This is a genomic window from Pedobacter sp. BAL39, from assembly GCF_000170795.1.
Taxonomy (GTDB): domain Bacteria; phylum Bacteroidota; class Bacteroidia; order Sphingobacteriales; family Sphingobacteriaceae; genus Pedobacter.
This window is the reverse complement of record NZ_ABCM01000002.1, coordinates 245182-271319: the sequence shown is the minus strand read 5'-3', so window position 1 is coordinate 271319 and position 26138 is coordinate 245182. Positions and strand designations below refer to the sequence as shown.

The 26138-nt window shown below is 43.7% G+C and carries 27 protein-coding genes; 10 read left to right on the top strand and 17 right to left on the bottom strand.

Annotated features, from left to right (window positions below):
- The first annotated feature begins 76 nt into the window (after positions 1-76).
- Positions 77-1348, top strand: coding sequence for an Hsp70 family protein (locus PBAL39_RS03420; protein ID WP_008238350.1), 1272 nt, complete (start codon positions 77-79; stop codon positions 1346-1348).
- 57 nt (positions 1349-1405) lie between these two features.
- Here the strand turns inward: PBAL39_RS03420 and rlmB are convergent, their stop codons facing one another.
- Positions 1406-2173: a 23S rRNA (guanosine(2251)-2'-O)-methyltransferase RlmB gene (gene rlmB / locus PBAL39_RS03415; RefSeq protein WP_008238348.1), complete on the bottom strand. Its 768-nt coding sequence runs from the start codon at positions 2171-2173 to the stop codon at positions 1406-1408.
- Between the two features lie 212 nt (positions 2174-2385).
- On the opposite strand from rlmB, the gene dnaB reads away from it, so the two are divergent.
- Positions 2386-3948, top strand: coding sequence for a replicative DNA helicase (gene dnaB / locus PBAL39_RS03410; RefSeq protein ID WP_008238346.1), 1563 nt, complete (start codon positions 2386-2388; stop codon positions 3946-3948).
- 26 nt (positions 3949-3974) lie between these two features.
- On the opposite strand, the gene chrA is transcribed toward dnaB, so the two are convergent.
- Positions 3975-5174: a chromate efflux transporter gene (chrA, locus tag PBAL39_RS03405; RefSeq protein ID WP_039866017.1), complete on the bottom strand. Its 1200-nt coding sequence runs from the start codon at positions 5172-5174 to the stop codon at positions 3975-3977.
- Positions 5175-5186: 12 nt separating this feature from the next.
- A complete protein-coding gene (locus PBAL39_RS03400; RefSeq protein WP_008238342.1) occupies positions 5187-5522 on the bottom strand; it encodes a tetratricopeptide repeat protein in 336 nt (111 codons plus the stop codon).
- A gap of 46 nt (positions 5523-5568) precedes the next feature.
- Here PBAL39_RS03400 and PBAL39_RS03395 point away from each other — a divergent pair, with 46 nt between their 5' ends.
- The 4 genes from PBAL39_RS03395 to PBAL39_RS03380 are packed head-to-tail and all read left to right on the top strand — an operon-like array spanning position 5569 to position 9241.
- Positions 5569-6306 (top strand): electron transfer flavoprotein subunit beta/FixA family protein, encoded by a 738-nt coding sequence (locus tag PBAL39_RS03395; RefSeq protein WP_008238341.1) that lies wholly within the window; start codon positions 5569-5571, stop codon positions 6304-6306.
- A 40-nt stretch (positions 6307-6346) separates the two neighbouring features.
- Complete coding sequence (locus tag PBAL39_RS03390; protein ID WP_008238330.1) at positions 6347-7318, top strand: electron transfer flavoprotein subunit alpha/FixB family protein; 972 nt, start codon at positions 6347-6349, stop codon at positions 7316-7318.
- Between the two features lie 47 nt (positions 7319-7365).
- Entirely contained in the window at positions 7366-7983 is a 618-nt protein-coding gene (locus tag PBAL39_RS03385) for a bifunctional nuclease family protein (protein ID WP_008238328.1), read from the top strand.
- On the top strand, positions 7973-9241 hold the full coding sequence (locus PBAL39_RS03380) for a nucleoside permease (RefSeq protein WP_008238326.1): 1269 nt from the start codon (positions 7973-7975) through the stop codon (positions 9239-9241). Before PBAL39_RS03385 ends, PBAL39_RS03380 begins: the two co-directional genes overlap by 11 nt.
- 475 nt (positions 9242-9716) lie before the next feature.
- On the opposite strand, the gene PBAL39_RS03375 is transcribed toward PBAL39_RS03380, so the two are convergent.
- The 13 genes from PBAL39_RS03375 to PBAL39_RS03315 all read right to left on the bottom strand — a co-directional run bounded on the left by PBAL39_RS03375 (position 9717) and on the right by PBAL39_RS03315 (position 21602).
- Complete coding sequence (locus tag PBAL39_RS03375) at positions 9717-11003, bottom strand: citrate synthase (RefSeq protein ID WP_008238324.1); 1287 nt, start codon at positions 11001-11003, stop codon at positions 9717-9719.
- Between the two features lie 130 nt (positions 11004-11133).
- The gene (locus PBAL39_RS03370; RefSeq protein ID WP_008238322.1) at positions 11134-11670 is read right to left on the bottom strand and encodes a DUF3347 domain-containing protein; all 537 of its coding nucleotides are present in this window, start codon (positions 11668-11670) and stop codon (positions 11134-11136) included.
- A 148-nt stretch (positions 11671-11818) separates the two neighbouring features.
- Positions 11819-12358, bottom strand: a complete 540-nt coding sequence (locus PBAL39_RS03365) for a hypothetical protein (RefSeq protein WP_008238321.1) — start codon at positions 12356-12358, stop codon at positions 11819-11821.
- A gap of 171 nt (positions 12359-12529) precedes the next feature.
- Positions 12530-13027 carry a hypothetical protein gene (locus PBAL39_RS03360; protein WP_008238320.1) on the bottom strand — a complete coding sequence of 166 codons (498 nt, stop codon included), beginning with the start codon at positions 13025-13027 and terminating at the stop codon, positions 12530-12532.
- A gap of 254 nt (positions 13028-13281) precedes the next feature.
- A complete protein-coding gene (gene miaA, locus PBAL39_RS03355; RefSeq protein ID WP_008238316.1) occupies positions 13282-14211 on the bottom strand; it encodes a tRNA (adenosine(37)-N6)-dimethylallyltransferase MiaA in 930 nt (309 codons plus the stop codon).
- Complete coding sequence (locus PBAL39_RS03350; protein WP_008238314.1) at positions 14201-15019, bottom strand: hypothetical protein; 819 nt, start codon at positions 15017-15019, stop codon at positions 14201-14203. Before PBAL39_RS03350 ends, miaA begins: the two co-directional genes overlap by 11 nt.
- Positions 15009-15374, bottom strand: a complete 366-nt coding sequence (locus tag PBAL39_RS03345) for a PleD family two-component system response regulator (protein ID WP_008238309.1) — start codon at positions 15372-15374, stop codon at positions 15009-15011. Before PBAL39_RS03345 ends, PBAL39_RS03350 begins: the two co-directional genes overlap by 11 nt.
- Positions 15375-15441: 67 nt before the next feature.
- Positions 15442-17337: a DNA topoisomerase 3 gene (locus PBAL39_RS03340; protein WP_008238307.1), complete on the bottom strand. Its 1896-nt coding sequence runs from the start codon at positions 17335-17337 to the stop codon at positions 15442-15444.
- A 3-nt stretch (positions 17338-17340) separates the two neighbouring features.
- Positions 17341-18240 (bottom strand): histone deacetylase, encoded by a 900-nt coding sequence (locus tag PBAL39_RS03335; protein WP_008238306.1) that lies wholly within the window; start codon positions 18238-18240, stop codon positions 17341-17343.
- Positions 18241-19101, bottom strand: coding sequence for a bestrophin family protein (locus PBAL39_RS03330; protein ID WP_008238304.1), 861 nt, complete (start codon positions 19099-19101; stop codon positions 18241-18243).
- A 44-nt stretch (positions 19102-19145) separates the two neighbouring features.
- Positions 19146-20426 carry a kynureninase gene (gene kynU / locus PBAL39_RS03325; protein ID WP_039866064.1) on the bottom strand — a complete coding sequence of 427 codons (1281 nt, stop codon included), beginning with the start codon at positions 20424-20426 and terminating at the stop codon, positions 19146-19148.
- 80 nt (positions 20427-20506) lie between these two features.
- The gene (locus PBAL39_RS03320; RefSeq protein WP_008238300.1) at positions 20507-21133 is read right to left on the bottom strand and encodes a DNA-3-methyladenine glycosylase; all 627 of its coding nucleotides are present in this window, start codon (positions 21131-21133) and stop codon (positions 20507-20509) included.
- Positions 21126-21602, bottom strand: a complete 477-nt coding sequence (locus tag PBAL39_RS03315; RefSeq protein ID WP_008238298.1) for a GAF domain-containing protein — start codon at positions 21600-21602, stop codon at positions 21126-21128. Before PBAL39_RS03315 ends, PBAL39_RS03320 begins: the two co-directional genes overlap by 8 nt.
- Positions 21603-21682: 80 nt before the next feature.
- Here PBAL39_RS03315 and PBAL39_RS03310 point away from each other — a divergent pair, with 80 nt between their 5' ends.
- From PBAL39_RS03310 to PBAL39_RS03300, 3 genes are all read left to right on the top strand, one after another.
- Positions 21683-23851, top strand: a complete 2169-nt coding sequence (locus PBAL39_RS03310) for a S46 family peptidase (protein WP_008238296.1) — start codon at positions 21683-21685, stop codon at positions 23849-23851.
- 24 nt (positions 23852-23875) lie between these two features.
- Complete coding sequence (locus PBAL39_RS03305; protein WP_039866016.1) at positions 23876-24127, top strand: hypothetical protein; 252 nt, start codon at positions 23876-23878, stop codon at positions 24125-24127.
- A gap of 343 nt (positions 24128-24470) precedes the next feature.
- Complete coding sequence (locus tag PBAL39_RS03300) at positions 24471-25034, top strand: hypothetical protein (RefSeq protein ID WP_008238291.1); 564 nt, start codon at positions 24471-24473, stop codon at positions 25032-25034.
- A gap of 128 nt (positions 25035-25162) precedes the next feature.
- Here the strand turns inward: PBAL39_RS03300 and PBAL39_RS03295 are convergent, their stop codons facing one another.
- Positions 25163-25387 (bottom strand): CDGSH iron-sulfur domain-containing protein, encoded by a 225-nt coding sequence (locus PBAL39_RS03295; RefSeq protein ID WP_008238289.1) that lies wholly within the window; start codon positions 25385-25387, stop codon positions 25163-25165.
- Positions 25388-25726: 339 nt separating this feature from the next.
- On the opposite strand from PBAL39_RS03295, the gene PBAL39_RS03290 reads away from it, so the two are divergent.
- Positions 25727-25912, top strand: a complete 186-nt coding sequence (locus PBAL39_RS03290; RefSeq protein ID WP_008238288.1) for a hypothetical protein — start codon at positions 25727-25729, stop codon at positions 25910-25912.
- Positions 25913-26138 lie beyond the last annotated feature (226 nt).

Sequence of the window (26138 nt, the reverse complement as noted above, 5' to 3'; positions counted from 1 at the left end):
CAGGCCAAAGACCTGACATACCACATCCGGACCAGGCTTCCAACTGATCCGGATGTCTTTTTTTAAACCACCACCCATGAAAAAATTTCTTTATGGAATAGACTTTGGAACAACCAACTCCGCCCTATCCATTTACGACGAAGAGCAACAAACCCTGCTCAGCACCATTACCATCCCCTCCCTGCTGTATTTTCAGCAGGACCAAAGCGCTTCTGAACCCTTAAAATATCTGGTTGGGGAAGCAGCAATACAAGCCTACCTCGGCGATGGAATGCAGGGACGCTTCATGAAGTCCATAAAAAGAATCCTGCCGCGGAGCAGCTTCGTAGAAACACGCATCTTCAATAAAAGATACAATGCTTCAGACCTTGTCACGCTGATCCTGAAAGAACTAAAACAACAGGCCGATGCCATCACCGGACAGGACGTACAGAAGGCCATTATCGGCCGGCCGGTATTCTTTGATGATGAGAGCACAGCCAAAGACGCGCTTGCACAAAAGCGGCTGGCCAAAGCCGCCTCGGATGCAGGATTTACGGAACTGAGGTTTCAGTTTGAACCAATTGGGGCTGCATTTGCGTACGAACGCACCATCAGCGAGAAGGAAAATGTGCTCGTAGCAGATTTGGGCGGCGGTACCACCGACTTCACCTACCTGGTACTTGACCCCGAAAATGTAGGAAACAAAGATCGCAGGAAAGACATCATCGCTACCGGCGGGATTTATATTGGTGGGGACAGCTTTGATTCTGCTTTTATGTGGGACAGGGGCACACCTTATTTTGGCAAAGAAACCTTATATCAGGCTGCTCCGGGCAAAATGCTTACTGTACCTGTTTCTCTTTTTGCCAATATCTGTTCCTGGGAACAGATGAACTTCTTCAACGGCATCAAAATCAAAAATGACTTGCAGAATTATTACCATTATTCCGGGCAGGATCCTAAGTTTAAAAACCTGCTGACACTGACAGAACATAACCTTGGCTATTCTGTCTTCCAATCCATCGAAAAGACAAAAGTGGAACTCTCCGCAGCAGAAAGTGTTAATTTCCATTATTCGCAGAGAGGAATTGAAATCAATGAAGAGATCACCATTGACGCGTATAACCAAATTATCGCAAAAGACCTGCGCAAAATCAGCAACTACCTGGATGAGTTTCTGCTGAAACATAAGATTGATATACAGACCATAGACAGTCTTTTCCTTACCGGAGGAACTTCCTTGGTCGCTGCCGTGAGAAAACTTTTCGTCAGCAAGTTTCCGGGTGTCCCGATCCATTCCGGCGATAACTTTATCAGCGTTGCCAAAGGGCTCGCCTACAGTGGTTATCTTTTTGAAGAAGCATAGTAACAACATAGCCCGGATCAGAGTTAGCTTCTGAGCCGGGCCTGTTTAGGAGCTCTTCTATAATGTCCTTTGACGGATGGCCTCATATAGAATGACACCCGCAGAAACGGAAACATTCAGCGAGCTGATCTCCCCGATCATCGGAATCTTAGCCAAATGATTGGCCATACGCATAATTTCATTTGAAATACCCTCATCCTCTGCTCCCATTACGATGGCAGTAGGGGTCGTATAATCAGGCGCATAAATCAAGTCGTTGGTCTTTTCTGTACAAGCCACAATCTGCAAGCCACATTCCTGCAGGAACAAAGCGGTCTTATGGAGGTTTGGATGACGGCAAACCGGAATTGTAAACAATGCCCCTGCCGAGGTCTTGATCGCATCGGCATTGATCTGCGCTGAATTTTTTGTGGGTACCACAATGGCATGAACTCCCGCGCAGGCAGCAGTCCTGGCTATTGCCCCCATATTCCTGACATCGGTAATACCATCGAGAATCAGAATCAATGGAGTCTCCCCTTTCTCATAAACAGCAGGAATGATATCTTCGATCTTTTGAAAAGTTATAGATGAGATCACTGCAATAACTCCCTGATGGTTTTTCTGCGTCATCCTGTTCAGTTTCTCCACGGGCACATTGTGAACTGGTGCATCAACATCTTTCAATAAGGCCTTAAGTTCCAGTATAATGCCTCCCGTCAGGCCGCGCTGAATGTAGATACTCTCAATATCCTTACCAGCTTTAATCGCCTCTATTACAGAGCGAATACCGAATATAAACTCATTATTTTCTTTAGGTCTTGCAGGCCTTCTGGAATTTTCCATCTTTCTTAAATTGAAGCGCAAAAATAGCTCAAATAATGCGATTTCGGGAAGCTATTTGTTGACAATGCGAATTTTGCTTATCAACATTCTGCTGTGAGCAAAAAGATACAAATGAAGAATGCCTTAGGAATTTACGGGGTTTTGACTTTAATAAGTGTGCATAAACAATTCATAAAAGCACTTGATTTTTGTCTATTTTTGTACCTATGAGTATGGATAACGGAAATCAAGGACAAGATAAGGCAAGTTTCGCCGCGCGGAAAAACAGAATGAATAATTCTATGAGTACGCTCGGCAAGATCCCACCTCAGGCATTAGACCTTGAGGAAGCTGTTTTGGGCGCTTTAATGCTCGAAAAAGACGCACTGTCTACAGTAATTGATATTCTCAAACCTGAAGTTTTCTATGCAGAGGCCCATAAGAAAATTTTCGAGGCTATTGCCATACTGTTCCAGAAATCAAAACCGGTAGATATCCTTACTGTAACTTCAGAATTGAGAAACCAGGGTTTGCTGGAGATGGTGGGTGGCGCCTATTACATTACTAACCTGACCAACAGGGTAGCTTCGGCAGCCAATATCGAATACCACTCCAGAATCATTTCCCAGAAATACATCCAGCGGGAGCTGATCAGGATCTCCTCAGAGATCATCCAAAACGCGTATGAGGACACCACAGATATCTTCGACCTGCTGGATCATGCTGAAAAAAACCTCTTCGACATTGCGCAGAATAACCTGCGTCGTGATACCCAGAAGATGGATGAGATTGTAAAACAATCCCTGGCAGCACTCGAAGAGCTAAGGAATAAAAGTGACGGACTGACGGGGGTGCCTTCCGGGTTTACCGACCTTGACCGTATTACAGGTGGATGGCAACCTTCCGATCTGGTGATCATAGCGGCACGTCCTGCGATGGGAAAAACAGCCTTTGTACTCACCTGCGCAAGGAATGCGGCGGTGGACTTTAAACGGGCGGTGGTCGTGTTCTCTCTGGAGATGTCATCGGTACAGCTCGTCAATCGTCTCATTGCAGGGGAAACTGAAATTGAACAGGAGAAAATCAGAAAAGGTAACCTTGCAGAATGGGAATGGCAACAGCTCCACAGCAAAATCGGCACACTAACCGAGGCCCCCCTTCTTATCGACGACACTCCTGCCTTAAATATCTTTGAGTTCCGAGCCAAATGCAGAAGGCTCAAATCACAATACGACCTTCAGCTGATCATTATCGATTACTTGCAGCTGATGCACGGTAAAGGTGACGGCGGCGGCGGAAACAGGGAGCAGGAGATCGGTGCGATTTCACGGGCCTTAAAATCTGTAGCCAAAGAGTTAAATGTCCCCGTCCTTGCACTATCTCAGTTGAGCCGTGCGGTAGAGAGCAGGCCGGGTCCAAATGGTAAACGACCTATGTTATCCGATTTACGTGAATCCGGATCTATTGAGCAGGATGCCGATATGGTACTTTTCCTATACCGTCCGGAATATTATGGAATTACTGAAGATGAGCAAGGTCGTTCACAGGCTGGTATTGGTGAGGTTATCATTGCGAAACACAGGAATGGTGAAACAGGAATCGTACCACTCCGCTTCATCGGTAAGTATGTGAAGTTTGCCGATCTTGAGGAGAACTTCTCCGCGCCGAATTCATTCTCTATTGAAAGCTCCAGCGCCGGCATGTCGCCTTCCCAGGACTTTGACAGACCTGCAGGAAATGTCATCATTAAACCTTCGAGAATGGATGACATGCATGATGATGAGGCTCCATTTTAAAACCAGACACACGAAGCGCCTTTCCGCTAGATAAAATAACCTAACAGTATGCCTGCCAATACAATAATTGGCGGGCTTATTTTTGTAAAATGCAATATCAGAAAGGTGGACACCATAATGGCTACTGCCATGACATTTAAGCCTACAGGCTGCACCAGCAGCAGAAATGCCGCGATGATAAATCCAACACTGACCGCATTGATGCCCGTCATTGAATATTTGATCCTGGTGATTTTTTTAAGATCCTCCCAAAAGGGAACAATGAAAAGCACCAGTAGTAAGCCAGGCAGATTGATCCCCATCACTGCGACAAACCCGCCCATGATCTGGCCAGAAAGGCCATAGCCGTAGTTCTTCATGCTCATCGCCCCCAGGTAACTCGTAAATGAAAATGTTGGCCCTGGTAAAGCCTGTTGAAAGGCAAATCCGGAGAGAAATCCCGAGCCACTTAAATAGTGCTTCATCTCTACAAACTCTGTGAACATCAATGGCACTAAAACCTGGCCTCCGCCAAAAATAAAGATCCCATTTCTATAAAAATTCTCAAAAAGCCTAATGGGTAAACTAAAAGGTGAGGTCCGGTTGATGATTGCACCCAGCAAAGCCATAAACAGCAATACACCGATAAAATACAGCAGCTTTTTTTTATTTACATTTTTAAATAAACCTGTACGCAGCTCCGACTCTTCACTTGGCGTTCCAACGATAGAAGAAATGATGCCCCCGATAAGGATTGCCATAGGAAACACATAGGCGTTTCTAAGCACCAGTGTAACAACCGCAGCAGCTGCTGCAAGGAAGATGGTCATCTGCGACACTAAAATCCTTCTGGCAAGGTTATATGCACCAAAAGCAACAATTCCCAACGCAATAGGCTGCACATACTCCAACACCTCACTGAACTTTTGTTGCTGGTCCCAGCGCGCGAAGCTGATCGCAACGAAAGTCATGATTGCTGCTGAAGGAATGACCCAGATCAGAAAGGTAAGGATCGCCAGCTTCAGGCCGCCAACCTTATAGCCTATCCCTACCAGCGTCTGGGTAGAAGCCGGTCCCGGCAGTACCTGTGCCAGCGCATTCAGCTCCAGCAGTTCTTCCTCGGTGATGTATCGGGTATTCTTTACAAAATACTTCAGCAACAGAGATAAATGTGCCTGAGCACCACCAAAAGCACTAAAAGTAAAGAGAAAAACATCCCGGACGAATAAGAGTTGTCTTGTTTTCACAAACAGCAGCGTCTAATCGTCCTCGTAATCAAGTCCAGCAGCAGAATTATAGGCCCCCTGAAGCTCAGAAAAGGCATGCCTGTCGCCTTTTTTCCGGGCAGTAGCCATTCCCTGCTGATAAACTCCGATAGCAGATTCCTGCTGTCCCTGCTTTTCATAGAGTTTACCAAGGTGGTAATAAGTCCCTACGTAATCCGGATGTTCAGAAACAAGCTTTAAATAGTATTCAAATGCCTTTTCGACCTCATTTGAAACATTGTATTCGGTGGCTAGTGCGTATAGCACAAAAGGATCATTAGGGTCGTTGGATAAAAACTCCAATAACTTTGCTAATCGGGTACTTTGCATTTTAAATCCCTGCTTTTTTAATTAGATTTGCAAAAAGACAATTATTATGAAAATATTAGTTTGTATCAGTAATGTGCCCGACACAACGACAAAAATAACTTTTACCAACGATAATACACAATTCAATACATCAGGAGTGCAGTTTATAGTCAATCCATATGATGAAATTGCCTTGTCTAAAGCAATTGAACTTTGTGAAGGTGGTAAAGGGACCGTAACCGTAGTCAATGTCGGTGAAAGCGCAACAGATCCTACCATCAGAAAAGCCCTCGCTATCGGTGCTGATGATGCGGTGAGGATCAATGCAACCCCAAGAGATGCCTATTTTACCGCTTACCAGATTGCAGAATATGCAAAGAGCACCGACTTTGACATGATCCTCTGTGGTCGTGAGTCCATCGACTACAATGGCTCCCAGGTAGCAGCGATGGTAGGTGAGTTTTTAGAGATCCCTTCCATCTCCATTATAAAAAAACTAGACTACAATGGCAGCACTGCCACCGTTGAGCGCGAGATTGAAGGTGGTAAAGAAATCATCTCAGTAAGCGGCAAGTTTGTAGCCAGCTGTGCAGAAGGAACTGCCGAGCCTAAAATCCCCAACATGAGAGGCATCATGTCAGCCAGAACAAAACCTTTACAGGTCATTGAGGCCAAAGAGATCGCCCAGGTCTCAGAAATTAAACAGTTTGACACGCCGCCAGCTCGTGGTGCCGTAAAATTGATCCCTGCTGAAGAAACAGAAAGCTTGATTCAGCTGTTACATCAGGAAGCAAAAGTTATCTAAGTTCTTCCTATCCTAATTTTTATTATTTAAAAAAGATTTTATGTCAGTTTTAGTGTATGTAGAACAAGTAGAGGGCAAATTTAAGAAATCGGTATTCGAAGCGGTTTCTTACGCAAAAGCCATTGCAGATGCTCAGGGTAGCAGCCTTACAGCAATTGCTATCGGAAATATCGAAGTGTCGGAATTGCAGGAACTTGGAAAATACGGTGCATCCAAAGTATTGACAGTTACCGATGATCAGCTAAAAACTTTCGTTAACCAGGCTTATGCTGCCGTGGTTGCCGAAGCAGCTAAAAAAGAAGGTGCTGATATCGTTGTGCTGTCAAATTCCTTCTCAGGAAAAGGGCTTGCACCCCGTATTGCCGTTAAACTGGAAGCCGGATTGATCGATGGTGCCGTAGAGTTACCAAAAATGGATGGTGGCCAATTCCTGGTTAAAAAAACTGCGTTTTCAGGTAAAGCTTATGCCGTAACTTCCCTTACCTCGGCAATTAAAGTGGTTGCATTAAATCCAAATGCCTATGGCGTAAAAGAAAACGCAACGGAAATAAGTATAGAAAGCTTTAGCCCCGAAGTTAAGGCTACAGATCTTGCGGCGATCGTTAAAGAAATCGTAAGGGCTACCAATAAAGTATCGTTACCGGATGCAGAGATTGTTGTTTCTGCAGGAAGAGGACTTAAAGGACCTGAGAACTGGGGAATGGTGGAAGAACTTGCAGGTCTTCTGGGAGCTGCAACAGCTTGCTCGAAACCCGTATCAGATGCCGACTGGAGACCGCATTCTGAGCACGTAGGCCAAACAGGCATTGCCATCAGCCCTAACCTGTATATCGCTATCGGTATTTCGGGAGCCATCCAGCACCTTGCAGGTGTAAGCTCCTCAAAGGTCATTGTTGTCATCAACAAAGATCCTGAAGCTCCCTTCTTTAAGGTTGCAGACTATGGAATTGTAGGAGATGCCTTTGAAGTTGTTCCAAGGTTAATAGAAGCATTAAAAGCACATAAAGGATAATTTAAATACGCTGCTGTAATTCCAATTGCAGCAGCGTATTGTTTAATATGAAAAAAGTAAAACTCGACATTATAGGTCTTTCCTACAGCCAGACACAATCCGGTGCTTATGCGTTGGTGCTCGGCGAAGTAAATGGCAGAAGAAGGCTGCCCATCATCATAGGTGCATTTGAGGCGCAGGCTATAGCGATAGAAATAGAAAAAATGACACCCAGCAGGCCACTTACCCATGACCTGTTCAAGACCTTTGCGCAGACCTACAATGTGCAGATCACTGAAATCCTGATTTACAATTTGGTGGAAGGAGTTTTCTTTGCCAAGCTCATCTGCTCCGATGGAGAGGGCATTCAGGAAATCGACGCACGTACATCTGATGCCATTGCGCTTGCTGTACGTTTCAATGCCACAATATACACCTATGAATTCATCCTATCTTCTGCTGGAATCGTAATCGAGGGAAATGACTTTCTCTTTCTCGAAAATATGGACTCCATCCCTAAAGAACAGGGCTCAGAAGATATCAACACTTCTATTCCAGGTACAAATTATAAATCCCTAAGCATAGAAGAACTGAATCAGAGACTTCAGGAAGCCCTTGCCGAAGAAGCCTACGAAAAAGCTGCGCGCATACGCGACGAACTAAACAAACGAAATTATGAAAGTTAAGCTGCGCTTAACCCTGATGAATTTCATGCAATTCTTTATCTGGGGTTCATGGCTGATTACAATCGGGGTTTATTGGTTTCAAAATAAAAACTGGTCGGGTGCCCAGTTTGGCGCCATCTTCTCCACCATGGGAATTTCTGCTATTTTCATGCCTGCATTAACAGGGATTATTTCAGATAGGTTTGTCAATGCAGAAAAACTCTACGGTCTCATGCACATCTGTGGTGCCATCGTCCTTTTTTGCCTGCCGATGGTTACTGATCCATCAACCTTCTTCTGGGTAATCCTTCTGAATATGATCTTTTACATGCCGACACTATCACTCTCTATTACAGTAGCTTATTCGGCGCTAAAGAGTGATCATAAAGATGTCGTAAAAGATTACCCCCCAATACGCATCTGGGGTACCATCGGATTCATCGCGGCACTATGGGTAGTGAGCCTGACCAACAACGAAGCTTCATCCAACCAGTTTTATATCGCCTCGGCGGTATCACTGATTCTTGGTATTTATTCGTTTACACTTCCTAAGTGCCCGCCATTGGGTAAAGAAGTGACCACCAAATCTTTTGTAGATGCGCTTGGTCTGAGGGCCTTTACCTTATTCAAAGAGAGAAAATTCGCAGTTTTCTTTTTCTTTTCTATGTTTCTTGGTGCAGCATTACAACTTACAAATGCTTATGGAGATACTTTTCTTCATGATTTTAAGAATGTGCCGGAATATAGCGGATTGCTCGCTGTCAAGTACCCTGCGATCATCATGTCCATCTCACAGATCTCTGAAACCCTGTTCATTCTTGCCATCCCCTTCTTTCTAAGAAAGTTTGGCATAAAGTACGTCATGCTGCTGAGTATGCTGGCCTGGGTGCTCCGCTTTGGGCTATTTGCCTTCGCTGATCCTGCTGGGGGTTTGTGGATGATCATTCTTTCCTGCATCATCTATGGCATGGCATTCGACTTTTTCAACATCTCAGGCTCCTTGTTTGTAGAAACCCAGATTGATGCGAAAATCAGAGGCAGTGCCCAGGGGCTGTTCATGATGATGGTCAATGGCTTTGGAGCCTTGTTCGGCAGCTTCACCAGCGGTCTGATCATTGAAAAGTACTTTACCCTTGCCGACCAAAGCAAAGACTGGCATGGAATATGGATCACCTTTTCTGCATATACACTTGTGCTTGCTGTGATCTTCCCATTCATCTTCAAATATAAACATAACGCGGCTGAGGCACGGGCCATTAGCGCTATGAACCATCACTAAGTGCAACAGATTAATGATCTGATTTAAAAAAAGGATGCATCATCATTAAAAGATGAGCATCCTTTTTTATTCGTAGCAAATTCCTAAATCAAGCAATTACCCTCAAGGTATAAGTCCGACACCAAATGATCTGTTAAATCTAATATCAAAAAACATCATTTTTTTAACTAGCACTTTCGAAGGTTGACAGGGTATAGTTCGCCTCTGACAACACTTTAAGCAGGCTTTTTTAAGACATTTCTATATCCAAGCACCTAAGAAAGGATATGACAATACCTTCTGAATACCTTGTCAACCCCTTGTGAATAGCGAACAAAACCCGAACAATTGACGAATAAAAACCGAACACATCCGAATTTATTCAAATTCGGAAGGCAAGCTGCTTTAGGAATATAGTGCAAAATAGGGTGTATAAAAAGAGGTGGTATCATTAATTAAAGAATGATACCACCTCAGCTTTAAAAAAACTTGTTTATTACCGGTTTTTAATGTCTACAAATTCCCTGTTGGTATGACCAACATATACCTGACGCGGACGTCCGATAGGTTCTTTGTTCTCGTGCATTTCTTTCCATTGTGCAATCCATCCCGGAAGCCGTCCTAATGCAAACAATACAGTAAACATATCGGTAGGGAACCCAAGAGCCCTGTAAATGATACCTGAATAGAAATCGACGTTTGGATATAATTTACGTTCTACAAAATATGGATCATTCAGTGCTGCCTCTTCCAGTTTCTTTGCAATCTCCAGTACCGGATCATTGATGCCCAGTTTATCAAGGATATCATCACATGCTTTCTTGATGATCTTAGCCCTTGGATCAAAGTTTTTATATACCCTGTGTCCAAAACCCATCATACGAAAAGGATCGTTTTTATCTTTCGCTTTATTGATCCATTTCTCAGTATCACCACCATCTTCCTTAATCAGCTCCAACATTTCGATTACTGCCTGATTGGCACCACCATGAAGCGGCCCCCATAATGCATCAATACCAGCAGATACTGAAGCGTAAAGGTTACAATCTGATGAACCAACCATCCGCACCGTTGAAGCAGAGCAATTCTGTTCGTGATCTGCGTGCAGGATCAATAAGGTATTCATGGCACTTACCATTACCGGATCAATCTCAACATCTTCTGTACGGCGCCCAAAGATCATGTGCAGGAAGTTTGTTACGTAATCATATTTAGTCTTAGGGTACATTAACGCATGCCCCAATGATTTTTTATAAATAAAGGCAAGGATTGTCGGAAACTTGGAAAGCAATTTAACCATGGTCAGGTCCATTGCCTCCTTAGTAGAGTTGGCCTTTAGCGATTCTGGATAAAATGTAGACAGCGAGCACACCAGGGAAGAAAGCTGTGCCATTGGATGGGATTTCGAAGGATAGCCATCCAGAAACTTCTTCATGTCTTCATGAATCAGCGTATGGCGCGTAATCCTGTTTGTGAAATAATCCAGTTGTTCCTGAGTAGGAAGATCTCCGTAGATAAGCAGGTAAGCGACTTCAAGGAAGGTCGATTTCTGAGCAAGCTCTTCAATCGCATAACCACGATATTTTAATATTCCCTTCTCACCATCCAAAAAGGTAATTGCACTTTTCGTCGATCCGGTATTTTTATATCCCAGGTCTAAAGTAATGTGACCTGTCAATTCTCTGAGCTTGGAAATGTCTATCGATTTCTCTCCTTCCGTCCCGGTAATGATCGGAAATTCGTAGACCTTACCGTCAATCTTAATTTCTGCAATATCTGACATATATATAAATTATTCTTAAATTGTAATTAACAAAAATAACTAATCCATTTTGATTAGTGTTTAAACCTGTATAACAAAGCTGTTAAATTTCGATTAAATGCGAGTCACCAGCAGGTAAGTATTCAAAGAATTACTTTGTAGCTTTAATTTCTTCAACAACCGCACCGCAGTCCATCATCTCATCCCCATAGTAAGGATTCTCGATCTTTTTCGCGGAAGCAAGCCAGTCGCCTCCATCTCCTTTATTTGCCATTGGGCAATGCTGAACATAAATTGTGCCTTCTGCAAGGTCAGCATGTTTGAACATCGCGATCAAATCTGAGCTTAATGAAGTGAAAGCGGCACGCTGAGCAGCAATATCTTTTGCTTTGGCAATCTTATCGGCAGTAACAGCAGTACTTTCACAACCTTTAAAAGTTGCCAGTGTAGTGTGAAGTGTACCGGCCGCCGCTTGTGCTGCTTTATAATTTGTACCTACCAGCGCATTTTTCAACGACTCGTAGCCATTATAAATATTTTGTACGGTATCGTTTTTAAGCTTTACATTCGCAGTACTGTCAGACGCGGCAGTCGTCGCGGAACTATCTTTTAGAGTTACAGTTTTCGCCTCTGGATTTGTACAGGAAGCAGCAATGGCAATTACGGCTATAGTAAGGTATTTTCTCATATAGGTGTATAATGGTTATTTCGGCTAAAATCGTCCATGACGGAGACATCATCCCTGATTTGTGGTTAAAATAGGAATTTTTATTCATAAAAATAAAAAAGCCCCTGAAAATTTCAGGGGCTTTAGCGTAATTCTGTAAATTACAGTTCTATAATTTAAAGCCGTAAGCAAGACGTAATGCAAACTGTCCATTATAGGGAACATAAGTATTTGATGCGCTATCCTGGCTGTAAGCCTCGTATCTTGCACTCAGGTCAAAGCCATTCTGCCATTCATAACCTACGCCTGTTGACCAGATGAAGGCAGTCTTAGCATCTTTCTTAGTCGAAAATCCGGCACCAGCCTCACCCGAACCATAGAAGCCTTTCACGGTAAGTGGGAAGACCTTCACTCCTCCTTTTGCAGGAATGAAATCATAATCAGTGAAACCATCGTCGGCTACCAGTTTGGTATAACCGCCAGTTGCAGTGATGGAAACGTAATTAGATAAATCAAACTGTAAGCGAGCGTCTGCCCCGTAGCTATTTTTGAAGGGTGAATCTTTTTCGCCTATACCACCGCTAATGCCGATGCCAAAACGGACACCTTTGTTACTATCCAGGGGAATTGCCTGTTGTGCTTTACCTAATGTAAATGTACCCGCTGTAATTACAGTTGCCAGCGCGAGAATTTTTGTAATCTTTTTCATAGTGATCGATTTTTTAGATGATTTAAAATTGATAAATAGATGTGATCGTATATACGTAGTGAAAGCGATAATGGATTTCGATTAAATTTACATATAAACCATCAACAGAATAAAAAGCAAACCCCGGTAAAATTAATTCTACCGGGGTTTAAATGATATATAATTGATTTACTACAACTTAAAGCCGTAAGCGATTCTCAGGGCAACCATCCCTGGCGTAAATCCATCTTTTGGAAGGCCTTCATATTTCACGCCAAGATCCAGACCGCTGCTCCATGCATACCCCAGTGCCGGAGAATAGATGAATGAAGTACGCTCTCCACCGGTTACGCCAAAAGCAACACCAGCTTCAGCAAGTCCGTAAAATCCGGAACCAGTTTCATCAAGGAAATATTTTAATCCCGCTTTAACAGGAATATATCCGAAATCAGGAACATTGTCTTCCCCTATAAAGTGAGTATATCCTGTGGTAACAGGGATAGACAATTGCTTGGTCACATCAAACTGCAGGCGCGCATCGGCGCCAATGGCAAAATTATAGCCATCAGTTGTAGGAACACCAAGGTTCAGACCTACACCGAGGTTCGTTTGCTGTGCATTCACGTTAGTTGTAAAAAATATAGCGACTACAGCTGCTGCAGAGGCTAAAACTTTAGTAATTGTTTTCATATCGTATGTGTTTTAATCAAAAAATGATTGTTGCTATACCCAAGACAAAAGGTATGCCACAGGTCATACAAATGCACTGAACGTCATTTTATGTAACTCCTATGGCTTTAAACACGGCAAGCTTTAGACCAAGCCCTTTAAAAACACTACAAAAGCAAATACCTGTGAGACAGAGGACAATGCGACCAAGAAAGTAATAAGCTTTATAAAAAGCAAGTAGTTTACATCAGCCAAAGAACAGCAGACCAATGAGATCATAATTGAGGGCTTTTTTTCAGATAAGCATCACTTACCTGTTCAAATAAGTCGTCACTTTCCGGATCAAACCAATGAATAACCATACCATCTTTTTCCATTTTCCTGAAAAATGTCATTTGACGCTTCGCAAACTGACCTATAGCTATGCCTAATTTTTCCTGTAGTTCGGCGTAGCTCATTTCACCAGAAAGATAACCTGCAATAAGTTTATATTCCAGTCCGTAGAAAATCAAGATCTCTTTGGATACGCCCTTTTTAAGCAGTGCGCGAACTTCATCGATCATCCCCTCCTCAAACCGGGACCTCATCCTATCGAGAATACGCCGCCGCCTGGTTTCTATATTCCCGCTCAATCCTATCACAAATGCATTCATCTTAGGCACTTCGGGCGCATGAAAATCATTTTTAGAAAGATAAGTCCCCACTTCTATGGCGCGGATCAGTCGTTTGGAAGAAGATAAATCAGCGTGTTGCACATAAACTGAAGGCAGCTCAGTAAGCCGCCTGCGAAGCACTTCAATTTGAAGTCCGGAAAGGTCATGGCGTAACGTTTCATCAACTGGGATACTGGTAAAAGGATGTGGATGTAATACACTATGGATATAAAGCCCCGTGCCACCACAAAGTATCGGAAGTGATGGCTTTGTACTTAGGCTGGAGAAAATCTCATAGAAGTCATTTTTGAACCGGTCTACGTTATATTTTTCACCCGCATCGAGCACATCGATCAGGTGATATGGAATTTTCCGGTCGTTAACCCAATACTCGCTAAGGTCCTTTCCTGTGCCAATGTCCATACCACGAAACAACTGCCTGCTGTCTGCACTGATGATTTCTCCATGAAAAGCGTCAGCAAGACGTACCGCCAGCCTGGTTTTACCAGAAGCAGTCGGCCCAAGTACGACAAGAAGCGGATTAACATCCATTCAGATATAATTTATATTTTAAATTTCCCGTGTTGAATACAGGTTTGAATTCTGACGCATCCGTATTCGGTAAACGGTGGACAAAATAACGGGTAAAGCTAACCGGGTCTACCCACATCGGTATGGCTGCAGTCGCTTCAACCAGGTTAAAGCCCGACCTCGCATAAGCATTTCCCAATGACCAGTCGCGGTCCGCGTAACTCATAATGTCATCAGGATGATAGCTTAAACTGAAATGTCTCAGCAGCTTGGTAAAACCACCGCTCACCGTATACCCGGAAATACTCGCAAAACGTACCAGTTCGTAAGAAAGGTACGAAGCACTGATACGGGGCATCGGCCGACCACCGCTGAAGAGAGCAACAGCCACCAGCTGTCCCGATTTCATCAGTCCGAACCGGTATTTTGCCTTTACGCTAAATTGAAGGTGATGCTGATCAAGAAAAACATTGGCCTCCTGCTGACTGATGGTAACGATCGTACACTGGCGGCCATGGATCTTTTTGTTTAAACCCAGGATAGAACTGATTCTTGCCATTACTTGTGCTGCGCGCGTATACCAGACGTCTTCCCAAAGATGAACCAGGTAAATCCCCTCTTCCTGATGTGCTTCCTGTAACCGGATGAAATCTTCAGCTACATAGAATAAGGATGATTTCAGATCAACCAAATGGACAACCAGCGGATAGGTATCAAGCTGAATCAGGTCAAAGCCTCTGCTACCTATCTTCTTGAAAGGAATCGATCTTTTCTCCAATTCATCAAAGAAGTTTTCATGCCACAAAACAGGTACTGAATTAATTTTCAATAAATCTATTGATTTTAAGGAACAGTTCATCCATATCAAAGGGTTTCTCCAGGAAATCATCTGCACCAGCATCCTTTGCAGATTTCTCCAGCTCAGTACTTGCAGAAATCATGATGATCGGCATTGACCTTGTGCGCTCAGATTCTTTCAGGCGCCTACAAACATCCCTCCCATCTGTTCCGGACATCCATACGTCGAGCAACAACACATCTGGAAATTGATCTTTCATCTCCAGGATGGTCGCCCCGTTATTTGTTGTGCTTACTTCATATCCTCCAAATTCCAGCATCGCCTGCACGGCGTCCAGAATTCCGGGATCATCATCAGCGATCATTACTTTTTTAAGTTTACTCATCAGGTTTTAAAATGTATGTTCATTTATGCGGCACAATAATAATACCACTGCCATCGGCCGACGCTGATCAGGGCGCCGGGGCAGCCTCTCCTGATGGCAATTTGTGATCCTGAGAAGCCTTTACCTCCGCCGGAGGGTTCAATTTTGCGGCAAGGGAATTTCCGGCAAGCAACATCTCCTGGGTAATGACCCTCGTATAAGCAGTAATCTCCGCCTTAAAGTCTGTTACAGAAGCACCGGAGCGGATCTCCTCCAGCCGCTTTTCCCATTGTCCGGTCAATTCTGCCTGAGCAATCTTCTGATCTTTAACCACATCATATACCGCCAGCCCCTTTGCGGTTGGCACCAAGTTCCTTTTTTCTCTGCTGATGTACTCCCTGTTGATCAGCGTCTCAATAATTGAAGCCCTTGTCGCCGGCGTACCCAAGCCGCTATCCTTCATTGCATACCGGAGCTCTTCATCTTCAATATCCTTACCGGAGGTCTCCAGCGCTTTTAGCAATGAAGCTTCATTATACATGGCCTTTGGTTTAGTTTGTTTCTCCAGAAAAGCCTTATTTACAATTGGCAAGGCCTCTCCCGCCTTCAGCTTTGGCAGGGACGGATTCTCTTCATCCTTTTTATCTTCATCGCTTTCGTTAAATACAGACCGCCATCCTGCAGACCTGATCACCGTACCGTTGGCAATGAATATTGACCCCGACTCAATGGTGATCTTGGTGATTTCTTTAATACACTCCTGATGAAAAGCTTCAAGCATACGTCCGACAACCATATCATAGATCGCCTGTTTATCACTGCTCAATTGATAAGGTGGTTCACCGGTAGGTAAAATGGCATGGTGATCTGTCACCTTCTTTGCATTCACGCTTCGTTTGTTGAGCTTTGAGGTTGATAAAAATTCAGCCTGTTTTGCAAAATCTTTATGGCTTTTCAGTTTTTCGATCAGCGCAGGCACTCCCGCGAAAATGTCGTCGCCAATATAACGACTTCCTGTACGCGGATAGGTAACCAGCTTGCTTTCGTACAGTCCTTGCAATAGACTCAGCGTCTGGTCCGCTGTAAAGCCTTTTTTCTTATTGGCCTCCTGCTGTAAACTGCTCAGATCATGCAATAGCGGAGGTGGCTCCTTTCGTGGCTTCGCCTCCACAGTAAGCACCTTCCCGCCATTCGGAAAACCCGATGCCACATCTTCAATTTTATCGAATAAGCCCTGCGCTTCTTCCTTCTGGTTAAAATTACTGACGGAAATGGCTTTGAATAGCTGCCCATCCTTATCCAGCTGTATCGCCAGCTGGTAATAGGTTTGTGGAACAAAGTTTTTGATTTCCAGAAAACGTGAACAGATCATGGCAAGTGTCGGCGTCTGCACCCTGCCAAGTGAAAGCACCGAACGGTTACCAGCAGAAATGCTGAGCGCCTGGGTTGCATTCATACCCACAAGCCAGTCAGACTCTGAGCGGCAATGAGCGGAGTTAAACAAAGTATCATACTCAGCACCTGGCTTCAGGTTCCTGAACCCTTCTTTTATGGCCTCATCTGTTTGCGAAGAAATCCATAAGCGCTTAAAAGGCTTTTTACATTTCAGAAAGTAATAGATATAACGAAAGATCAGCTCACCCTCGCGCCCGGCATCGGTGGCAACAATGATCTCCGTTGCCTCATCGAACAGCATCTTGATGATATCCAGCTGTTTCCTGACACCCGGATCTTCTACCATGCCATCCTTCGTTTTAATCTTGCGGATGGCCAGCTTAAATTTCTGTGGCAGCATCGGCAGGTGTTGCCTCCTCCATCCTATAAATCCGTATTCCTGAGGAGGCGCAAGTTGAAGCAAGTGCCCAAAGGCCCAGGTAAAGGAATACCCTTTTCCCTCAATGTAACCATCCTTCCTTGTTGTTGCCCCGAAGACCTTAGCCAACTCACGTCCCACTGAGGGTTTCTCTGCAATTACAATCTTCATAAATTAATCAAAAATATCTATACCTGTTTTAAATGTCATGCAGTGCGCATCGACAATATCTTTTATTTGCGGAGAGTACCCTCCACCCATACTTACCTGCACCGGAAGCCCATGGTCTCTGCAAAACTGAAAAACCAGCCTGTCCCGCTCCCTGCAGCCGGCCTTAGACAAACACAGCTTGCCCAGCCGATCACTATCGAGGATATCTACTCCTGAAAGGTAAAATACAAAATCCGGTTTGTGATGCATCAATCCAGGCAGCACCTCCGCTAGTTTCTTCAGAAATTCAGCATCACCAACACCATCCGCCAATGGAATGTCCAGGTCCGAGCGCTCCTTTCTGAAGGGAAAGTTCTTATCACCATGCATGGAAAAGGTGAACACCCGACGGTCATCAGCAAAAATTTCCGCAGTTCCATTCCCCTGGTGCACATCTAAATCGATAATTAATACACGACCAACCAACCCTTTATCCAACAAATAGTTAGCAGCAATTGCCTGATCATTGAGTAAACAAAAACCTTCCCCCCAATCGCTACCGGCATGATGTGTCCCTCCGGCAACATTAAAAGCAATTCCGTCTTCCAGCGCATGTAACGCCCCTTCGACAGTACCCTGTGCAATCCGGAGTTCTCTCTCTACAAGTTGCCTGCTCAGCGGTAGCCCAATCCTGCGCTGATCCTTCGGCGGAAGGCTAAGCATTTTCAGGTGTTCCCAATACTTTGGATCATGAGAACGCAAAACAAGCTCCTCATTCAATAAGTCAGGTGCAAAAAGCTGTTCACTGCTGATCCAGCCCTGGTGCAGCAGTTGTTGAGGGATCAATTCATATTTGAGCATTGGAAATCGGTGACCTTCAGGTAAGGGATGCACATACTGCTCATGCCAGGCGATCTTTACCATCTACTTCAGAATCTCCCCTACATGTTTTTCAATGTTATTGCAGATCTCGTCCACCGGAAGGTCGTTGGCATCAAAACCAAACGGATCCTCGATCTCTTCGGCAATCAGCTCAAGACTGGCGAGCACATAAAGGATGAAGGGTACAATAGGAACAACAAAATAACCGAGACTAAACACCCATCCAAAGGGAAGTGTGATGACGTAAATGAAGAGGAATTTTTTGATAAAAGCACTGTAACTATAAGGGATTGGAGTTTTTTTAATCCGCTCACAACCACCACATATATCAGTAAACTGATGAACATCTGCATTAAGTATGATCAGTTGCTCCTGCGTGATTTTTCCGGCAGCCTGCAGGTCGAAAATCCGTCCGAACATACTTGTCGCTACCTGGTTGGGAATATGCTTTCCTCCATCAACCTCAATCAACATGGCATTCTTTCCGAAGTATTGTTTTTCACGAAGATGCTCCTTTAAGGCAAAGGCGTATTTTGGAATTGCATAATCGAAAAATTCCATTTCTTCGGCGCCCAATTTTAAAGCCCTGATTTTCATAGCAAAGTTACGACTGATGTTTGTCAATGCCCCGAGGAGTCTTCTACCTTCCCACCACCTGTCATAAGAGGTATTTGTACGGAATACCAGGAGCATGGAAATGACAAATCCCAGCAGGTTATGCATCATACTCACATTCCTCAGTGTCGTGGATTCAGCGATCTTCAGATAATGAAGTTCCAGAAAAGCAACAATACCAGAGAACACTGCCACACTGATCATCAGCGGCCAGAGTTTACGAAAGGTATCTGCCTTCTCAAAGTGAAAAATAAAAGTAATCCAGTCTTTAGGGTTGTAGTTGATCATTTGCCTATATTGATGCTATGATATCTTGTTCAATTGTCTGTTTATTATTTTCTGCCGATTTGAAGCAACAACTCTGCGGTACGGAAAACATCCTCAAATGAATTGTACGATGGAACAGGGCTCAACCGGATCACGTTAGGTTCACGCCAGTCGCCAAGTACATTGTTTGCTACGAGCTGCTCAAAAATATACTTTCCATTAGCTTTTGCAATAATGGAAACCTGAGCACCCCGGTCTTCAGCAGAACTTGGCGTAATTACCTGATACTGCATTTCACATAGCTCATTATTCACCTCATTTATAAGATAAAACAAATATGCAGTTAAAGCTTTACTTTTTTTCCTAAGTGGCCCTATAAAGCCTGCCTTTTCAAAAATCTGCAGAGCGGCATGGTAAAGTGCCATTGGCATCACCTGCGTGCAGCTCACCTGCCAGCCGTCAGCACCAGCCTCAGGTACAAAACCTTTCTCCATTTTAAAACGCTGCGACTCCTGATAACCCCACCAGCCTGCAAACCTGCTCAATGTCTGGTCTCCAAAATGACGCTCGTGCACAAAAATTCCACTGATCCCGCCGGGACCTGAATTCTGGTATTTGTAAGAACACCAACAGGCAAAATCAACATCCCAGTCGTGCAGCTGTACAGGAACATTACCTGCAGCGTGTGCAAGATCAAACCCCACTACCGCACCGGCCTGATGTCCCGCCCTGGTGATCGCCTCCATATCAAACCATTGTCCAGTAAAGTAGTTGATGCCACCGAAAAGCACCAAGGCGATCTGGTCGCCCTGTAAAGAAATCTGCTCCAGGATATCCTCGGTACGAAGGGTATATTCTCCGGGCCGTGGGCTAACTTCTATGATCGCGTCTTTAGGATCGTAGCCATGAAAACGTACCTGACTTTCGATGGCATATTGGTCGGAAGGAAAAGCACCTGCCTCCATCATAATCTTAAAACGCTTCGCTTTTGGCTTGTAGAAACTCACCATCAGCAAATGAAGGTTAACTGTCAGTGTATTCATCGGACAAACCTCTGCGGGCCTTGCACCGACTATGGGCGCCATCAATTCCTTTAAAGCTTTATGATAGTACATCCAGGGAGTTTCTCCTTCAAACCAACCCTCCACAGCAAGATTCTGCCAGTTGTTGAGTTGCCGATCCAGAACCTCACGTGCAACTTTAGGCTGAAGTCCTAATGAGTTGCCGCATAGATATATAAACGGTTTCCCATTCTGTTGTGGAAATAAAAATTCATTTCTTAAATCGCGCAGCGGATCTGCTTGGTCAAGGCCTTGCGCAAAAGCTAAAGTGTTTTCAAAATTCATTGTCCCAAATATCCATAAAAAAGGGATATAATTAAACAGACCCGTCTTTTTGTTATCCACAACCTTCATCAATCATTAACCTAGCTGTTCGGTTTGCTCACAAAACGGTTACCACGGATGTAATACCGCCATGGCAACAGCGCATGATCCTGCGCATAGGCAACCCCTACACGCGGACACGCAACAACCGATGAGCTGCCAACGGCAATGCCTTCGTCGGCAATCCATATTTCCTCGCCCTGAAGATCCTTCTGATTTAACGCCTTGTCAATTCCCATAGCCTTCGCCAGTGCACCCGGTCCTGCGGTGACATTTGGTTTTGAAACCGCCATCCGGCGTCTTTCCAACATCACATCCAGACCCAGCAAAGGCTCAACTCCGCGAATCAGTACCGCATGCGGCACGCCCTCTGGTGCGGTTACGACATTAAATAGGTGATGAATTCCGTAACAGAGGTAAACATAAGACAGACCGCCAGCCTCAAACATCACCTGCGTCCTATTGGTCAGTCGCCCGCCGTAAGCATGCGAAGCTTTATCTTCGGCACCCTTATAAGCTTCGGTTTCTACAATCACCCCGGAGGTAACCACACCATCAATCTGCGTATACAACACCTTGCCCAACAGGCGTTGCGCCAAGGCATTCACATCTGCATCCTGATAGAAGGAATAAGGTAATTTATTGGCAAACAACGCGTCCCTATCCATGAACCAAGGCTACAATTTCATTTAGATAAATATCATCAACAGCATCAAAATGAGATAGATATTCACTATCAACATCCAAAACCCCAATGACTATCCCATCCTTAACTACCGGAACTACAATTTCTGATCTTGAGGCCGAAGCGCAGGCAATATGCCCAGGAAACTGATCCACATCAGGCACCACAAGCGTAGCAGCCTGTTCCCATGATGAACCGCAAACCCCTCTGCCCTTTTTTATCCTTGTGCAGGCAACAGGACCTTGAAAAGGTCCCAACACCAACTCATCCCCTTTGACCAGATAAAAGCCAACCCAAAACCAGCCAAACTGTTGTTTTAATGCGGCAGCGACATTTGCCAGATTGGCAATCAAATCCGGTTCACCAGCAATCAGGGCTTCGATCTGTGGAATGATGGTCTGATACTGAACTTCTTTACTCACATCTGTGACGATATTTAGATCCTCTGCCATATTTGCTTTTTTGATTTACAAAGGTACAAAACTAAAATTTTATCTAAGTTTGGCATTTTATAATCATATAAACCATAGGAATGAATAAGAAAACCTTATTAATTACTTCACTGCTCAGCCTGGGAATCCTACAGTCGGGCTATAAACCGTGGGACGAAGGCATGTTCCCACTTAGCGAGATCCATAAACTGGATTTAAAGAAAGCGGGACTTAAAATCGACCAGAATGAAATTTACAATCCTAATGGCATCAGCCTGGTAGATGCCCTGGTTAACGTGGGCGGATGCACAGGATCCTTCGTATCCAACTCAGGACTGATCATCACCAACCACCACTGTGCATTCAGCGCGGTACAGCTGGCGAGCACGCCTGAACACGATTACCTTAGCAATGGTTTTGTGGCAAAATCACAGGAAGCAGAAATTGAAGCAAAAGGATTAACATGTAGAATTACAGATAGTTATGAAGATGTATCAGACCAAGTACTCGGGGCAGTAGCTCAGGTAGACGACCCGGCATCGCGCCTGCAGATGATCAATAACGCGATGAAAAATATTGCACTTGAGGCAGAACAAAAAGACCCGGACATCAAAGCAGAGGTATCGGAAATGTTCATCGGCAAAACCTACGTACTTTTCAGGTACAAAACTATACAGGATGTACGACTGGTCTATGTGCCAAATAGACAAATTGGTGAATTTGGAGGAGAAACAGACAATTGGGTGTGGCCACGTCACACCGGCGACTTCTCCTTCATGCGTGCTTACGTAGGAAAAGACGGCAGCCCTGCCAAATATTCAAAAGACAACATTCCCTACACACCGAAAAAATTCCTGCAGGTAAATGCAAACGGCACCGACGAGGAAGATTTTGTGTTTATACTGGGATACCCAGGCAAAACCTTTCGCCATCGCCCGGCGGCATTCATAGCCTACCAGCAACAGTTCGTATTGCCATACGTATCAGAACTCTACGACTTCCAGAACACGACGATGGAAAACGCAGGTAAACGAAGCAAAACAACAGAAATTAAGCTTGCAACGAGGATAAAAAGAAATGCCAACGTAATGAAAAACTATCGTGGCAAGCTGCAAGGACTGAAAGGGATTGACCTTCTGGGCCAGAAACAGCAGGAAGACGCCTCGCTGGCGCAATTTATCAACAGCAACGTTTCAGTAAAGGAGAAATATGGAAACCTGATGGGGGACATCGACAGGCTGTACCAGGTCATCAATAGTGACGCACAAAGGGATCTTTGGTTTAGTCAGATCTACAATTCCACTACACTGCTGAATGTATCCAGAAACATCAACCACTTCAAGACAGCATTAAATGAGCAACCTTCAGCACAAAAGCAAAGCTTCTTCAACCAGAACGTAAGCAGGTTAAAACAGGCGCTGGAAGGCAACTACGAAGCTTACGAACAAGACGTAGACCGCAAGATCTTCAACCGGATGCTGAACGATGCAGCAGCCTTTAGTCCTAATCAAAAAGTAGATGCTGTAACTAAAGTAACAAGTAAGGGTAACAATAACAAAATCACTATAGAACAATACATTAACCAAACATTTGAAATCAGCAAACTGAAAGACCAGGACTATGTGTTCGGCACCTTATTGAAGTCTGTATCCAGCCTGTCGACCTATAACGACGGACTACTTTTATTTGAAAAAGACATCAACAAACAGCTGACCGAGCTGAAACCAGAAAAAGACCGCAGGGAAGGATCACTCAACAAACTGATGGGTGATTATGTTAACGTTAAGGAGCAGTTCCTGAAAAAGGACTTTATCCCCGATGCAAACAGCACACTCAGACTTACCTATGGGTATGTAAGAGGTTATTGGCCAGCCGATGCCAACTACATGAGCCCCTACACCTCAATCAAGGGCATCCTGGAGAAAGCCAATACAGGAAATTCTGAGTTCGCTTACCCCGCAGCCATAAAATCACTATGGGAAGCCAAAGACTTCGGTCCTTTTAAAAAGAAATCGCTAAATGATGTACCTGTATCCTTTCTTTATAACATGGACACCACAGGTGGAAACTCAGGATCACCGATCATGAATGCTAAAGGAGAGTTGGTGGGCGTCAACTTCGACAGAGCCTACGGCGCCACCATCAACGACTATGCCTGGAATGAAAGTTACAGTAGATCCATCGGCGTAGACATCCGATATGTGCTTTGGGTGGCATCAAAAATCGATAAGGCTTACTTCCTTGTAAAGGAAATGGGTGTCAAACTATAAATTCCAAATAGAAATCAAAACAACATGAGAGTAATAGCAGAATTACCACATCCTGATTGCAAAATCACATTGTTCAACATGAACCAGAAATACATCATTAAATTCGAACAAGGCACACTCGAGCAAAGCTACAAATTATCAGAATTAGACCTCAGCGGAGGAGGTGCGAATGAAATTTTCCAGATGCTGGACGAGACTTTCATCACTACGGTAGTCGACCGATTTCAACAGATGAGGGGAGATTTTTCAGCCGCCTACAACAGACAGCAATACTAAGGCAAAAAATCATAAACACCTGATAAACAGAACCAGAAAACCGTAAACAGAATTATATTCTGCAAATTCAAGTAAAAAATGGTAGCTGAATTGAATTTATTTAAATTCAAAATTTAAATAAAACAATACAAATAGTTGATTTTCATAATTTTAAGAAAACAAACAAAATAAGATTCCGAAGGTATTAAATGCCAAATTATATAGAGGTTTTACTTTTTTGCCCGTCAAGTATCTGCATCCGCATTGATATTTCGACGGGCATTGTTTCGATTACGAATTGCCCAAGCGGATAACATTTTTTATATTTGGACTTTATCATTTTCAGAATTTTCAACAATACATCATGAGAACAAATCCTTCTTTAACCATCCTTCTGTTATTCATGATCACCTGCTCCTCTTGCAGCAAAATTTCTGAAGATATCAAAAGAGACCTGATTGTTACAGACAGTGTCGACTTTGAAATCCCCGTGTTGGGCAGCATCACTGATACGACCAAGACCACTACCGGAATTGATATCCCTCTGAATCTTGACAAACTGAATCCTGACAATACAAATAATTTTAGTCGGGAGAACATCAGCAAGATTAGGATCAGCAGCTTCAGAATGGTATTGTTGGAAAGCGACACATCGGTACTTAAAACTACCAATTTTTCAAACATTCAGTTTATCAAAGCAGAACTCGTGGCTGGCGGCAGAGGACAGAACTTCGCCAACGTAACGAACACCTCTACTTCCTTGGTACGTTCGTACAACCTTCCTGTCAGCATACCTGAAGACACTGCAAAAAAATACCTGATTAACCCGGATGTGACTTATACGTTCAGGTATAAAGCACGGAAGACAACGACTATCCCTATGAAATCCCGCGCTTACGCAACCTACACCATCACACTAGAGAAATAGTCGATATAACGCGACCACAGCATTATACAGCTGTAGGTAAGGTTCGAAACAAAGCTGTCGTTTATAAAAAAAAGACCACCCCAACTAGCGGAATGGTCTTTCAGAATTAATGAAATATCACCTAAGAGCTACGCTTTTTTCGGTGGCAGGTTGAACGCCACAGCATCATGCTCAAAGTGTCCACGGTGTGCACCATCGCAGAATGGTTTATTAGCTGATAAACCGCAGCGACAAATAGAAACTACCGTTCTGCCCTCCAATCCATATTCATTACCCTGCATATCTACAATCTCAAATTCACCATCAATCTTTACAGATCCATTGTTGTTTATCGTTAACTTAGTTTTTGACATATTTTAATTTTTTCACAAAAATAGAACTGTGAAGCCTGCAGATCGAAAATCATTGCAATTTAGATTCAGTCAGGTTAAGCTCAATAATCAAACTGGAGTTGACGGTTAACAAAAAAATGCGTACATTTGCGTAAAACGGGGTAATCAATAAAACTATTCTCTAATTACTTACTGACTAATCAACACATTTGATTAGATAAAAATCTTACCAGGCTTTAACCGTTGTTCCTGGCAAATGAAATTATTTTTAAGCCTCTTTTGACTCCATCAAACTACCGGCTGATGTTACAGGTAATCGCAGAGAACAGTTATTTTAATAACTAAAAAAACAGGATATATATGGCTAAGTCTCAAGCTACCTTCATGAAGAAGCAATTGGAAAAAAATAGACAAAAGAAAAAAGAAGATAAAGAACAGCGTAAATTGGAGCGCCAGCAGAATTCTACAGGCGGCGACCTGGAAAGCATGATGGCTTATGTTAATGAATTTGGGGAAATTGTTTCTACACCTCCGGAAAAAAAATAAGCTATACTTCAAAAGCTATAATTAAAAAAAAGGCCCGATCCGTACTGGATCGGGCCTTTTTTGTCACATATCCCCTTTGGCATGACCTTCGCATAAACTGTGTAAAATCACGTACAACAGTGAACACATTCATTTTGTTCATTTTTATATATATTTGATTTGATAATTTAAAAATAGTATAACCAAATGAAAGACTTACTCTCAATCCTAACCCGTCTGATAGTAG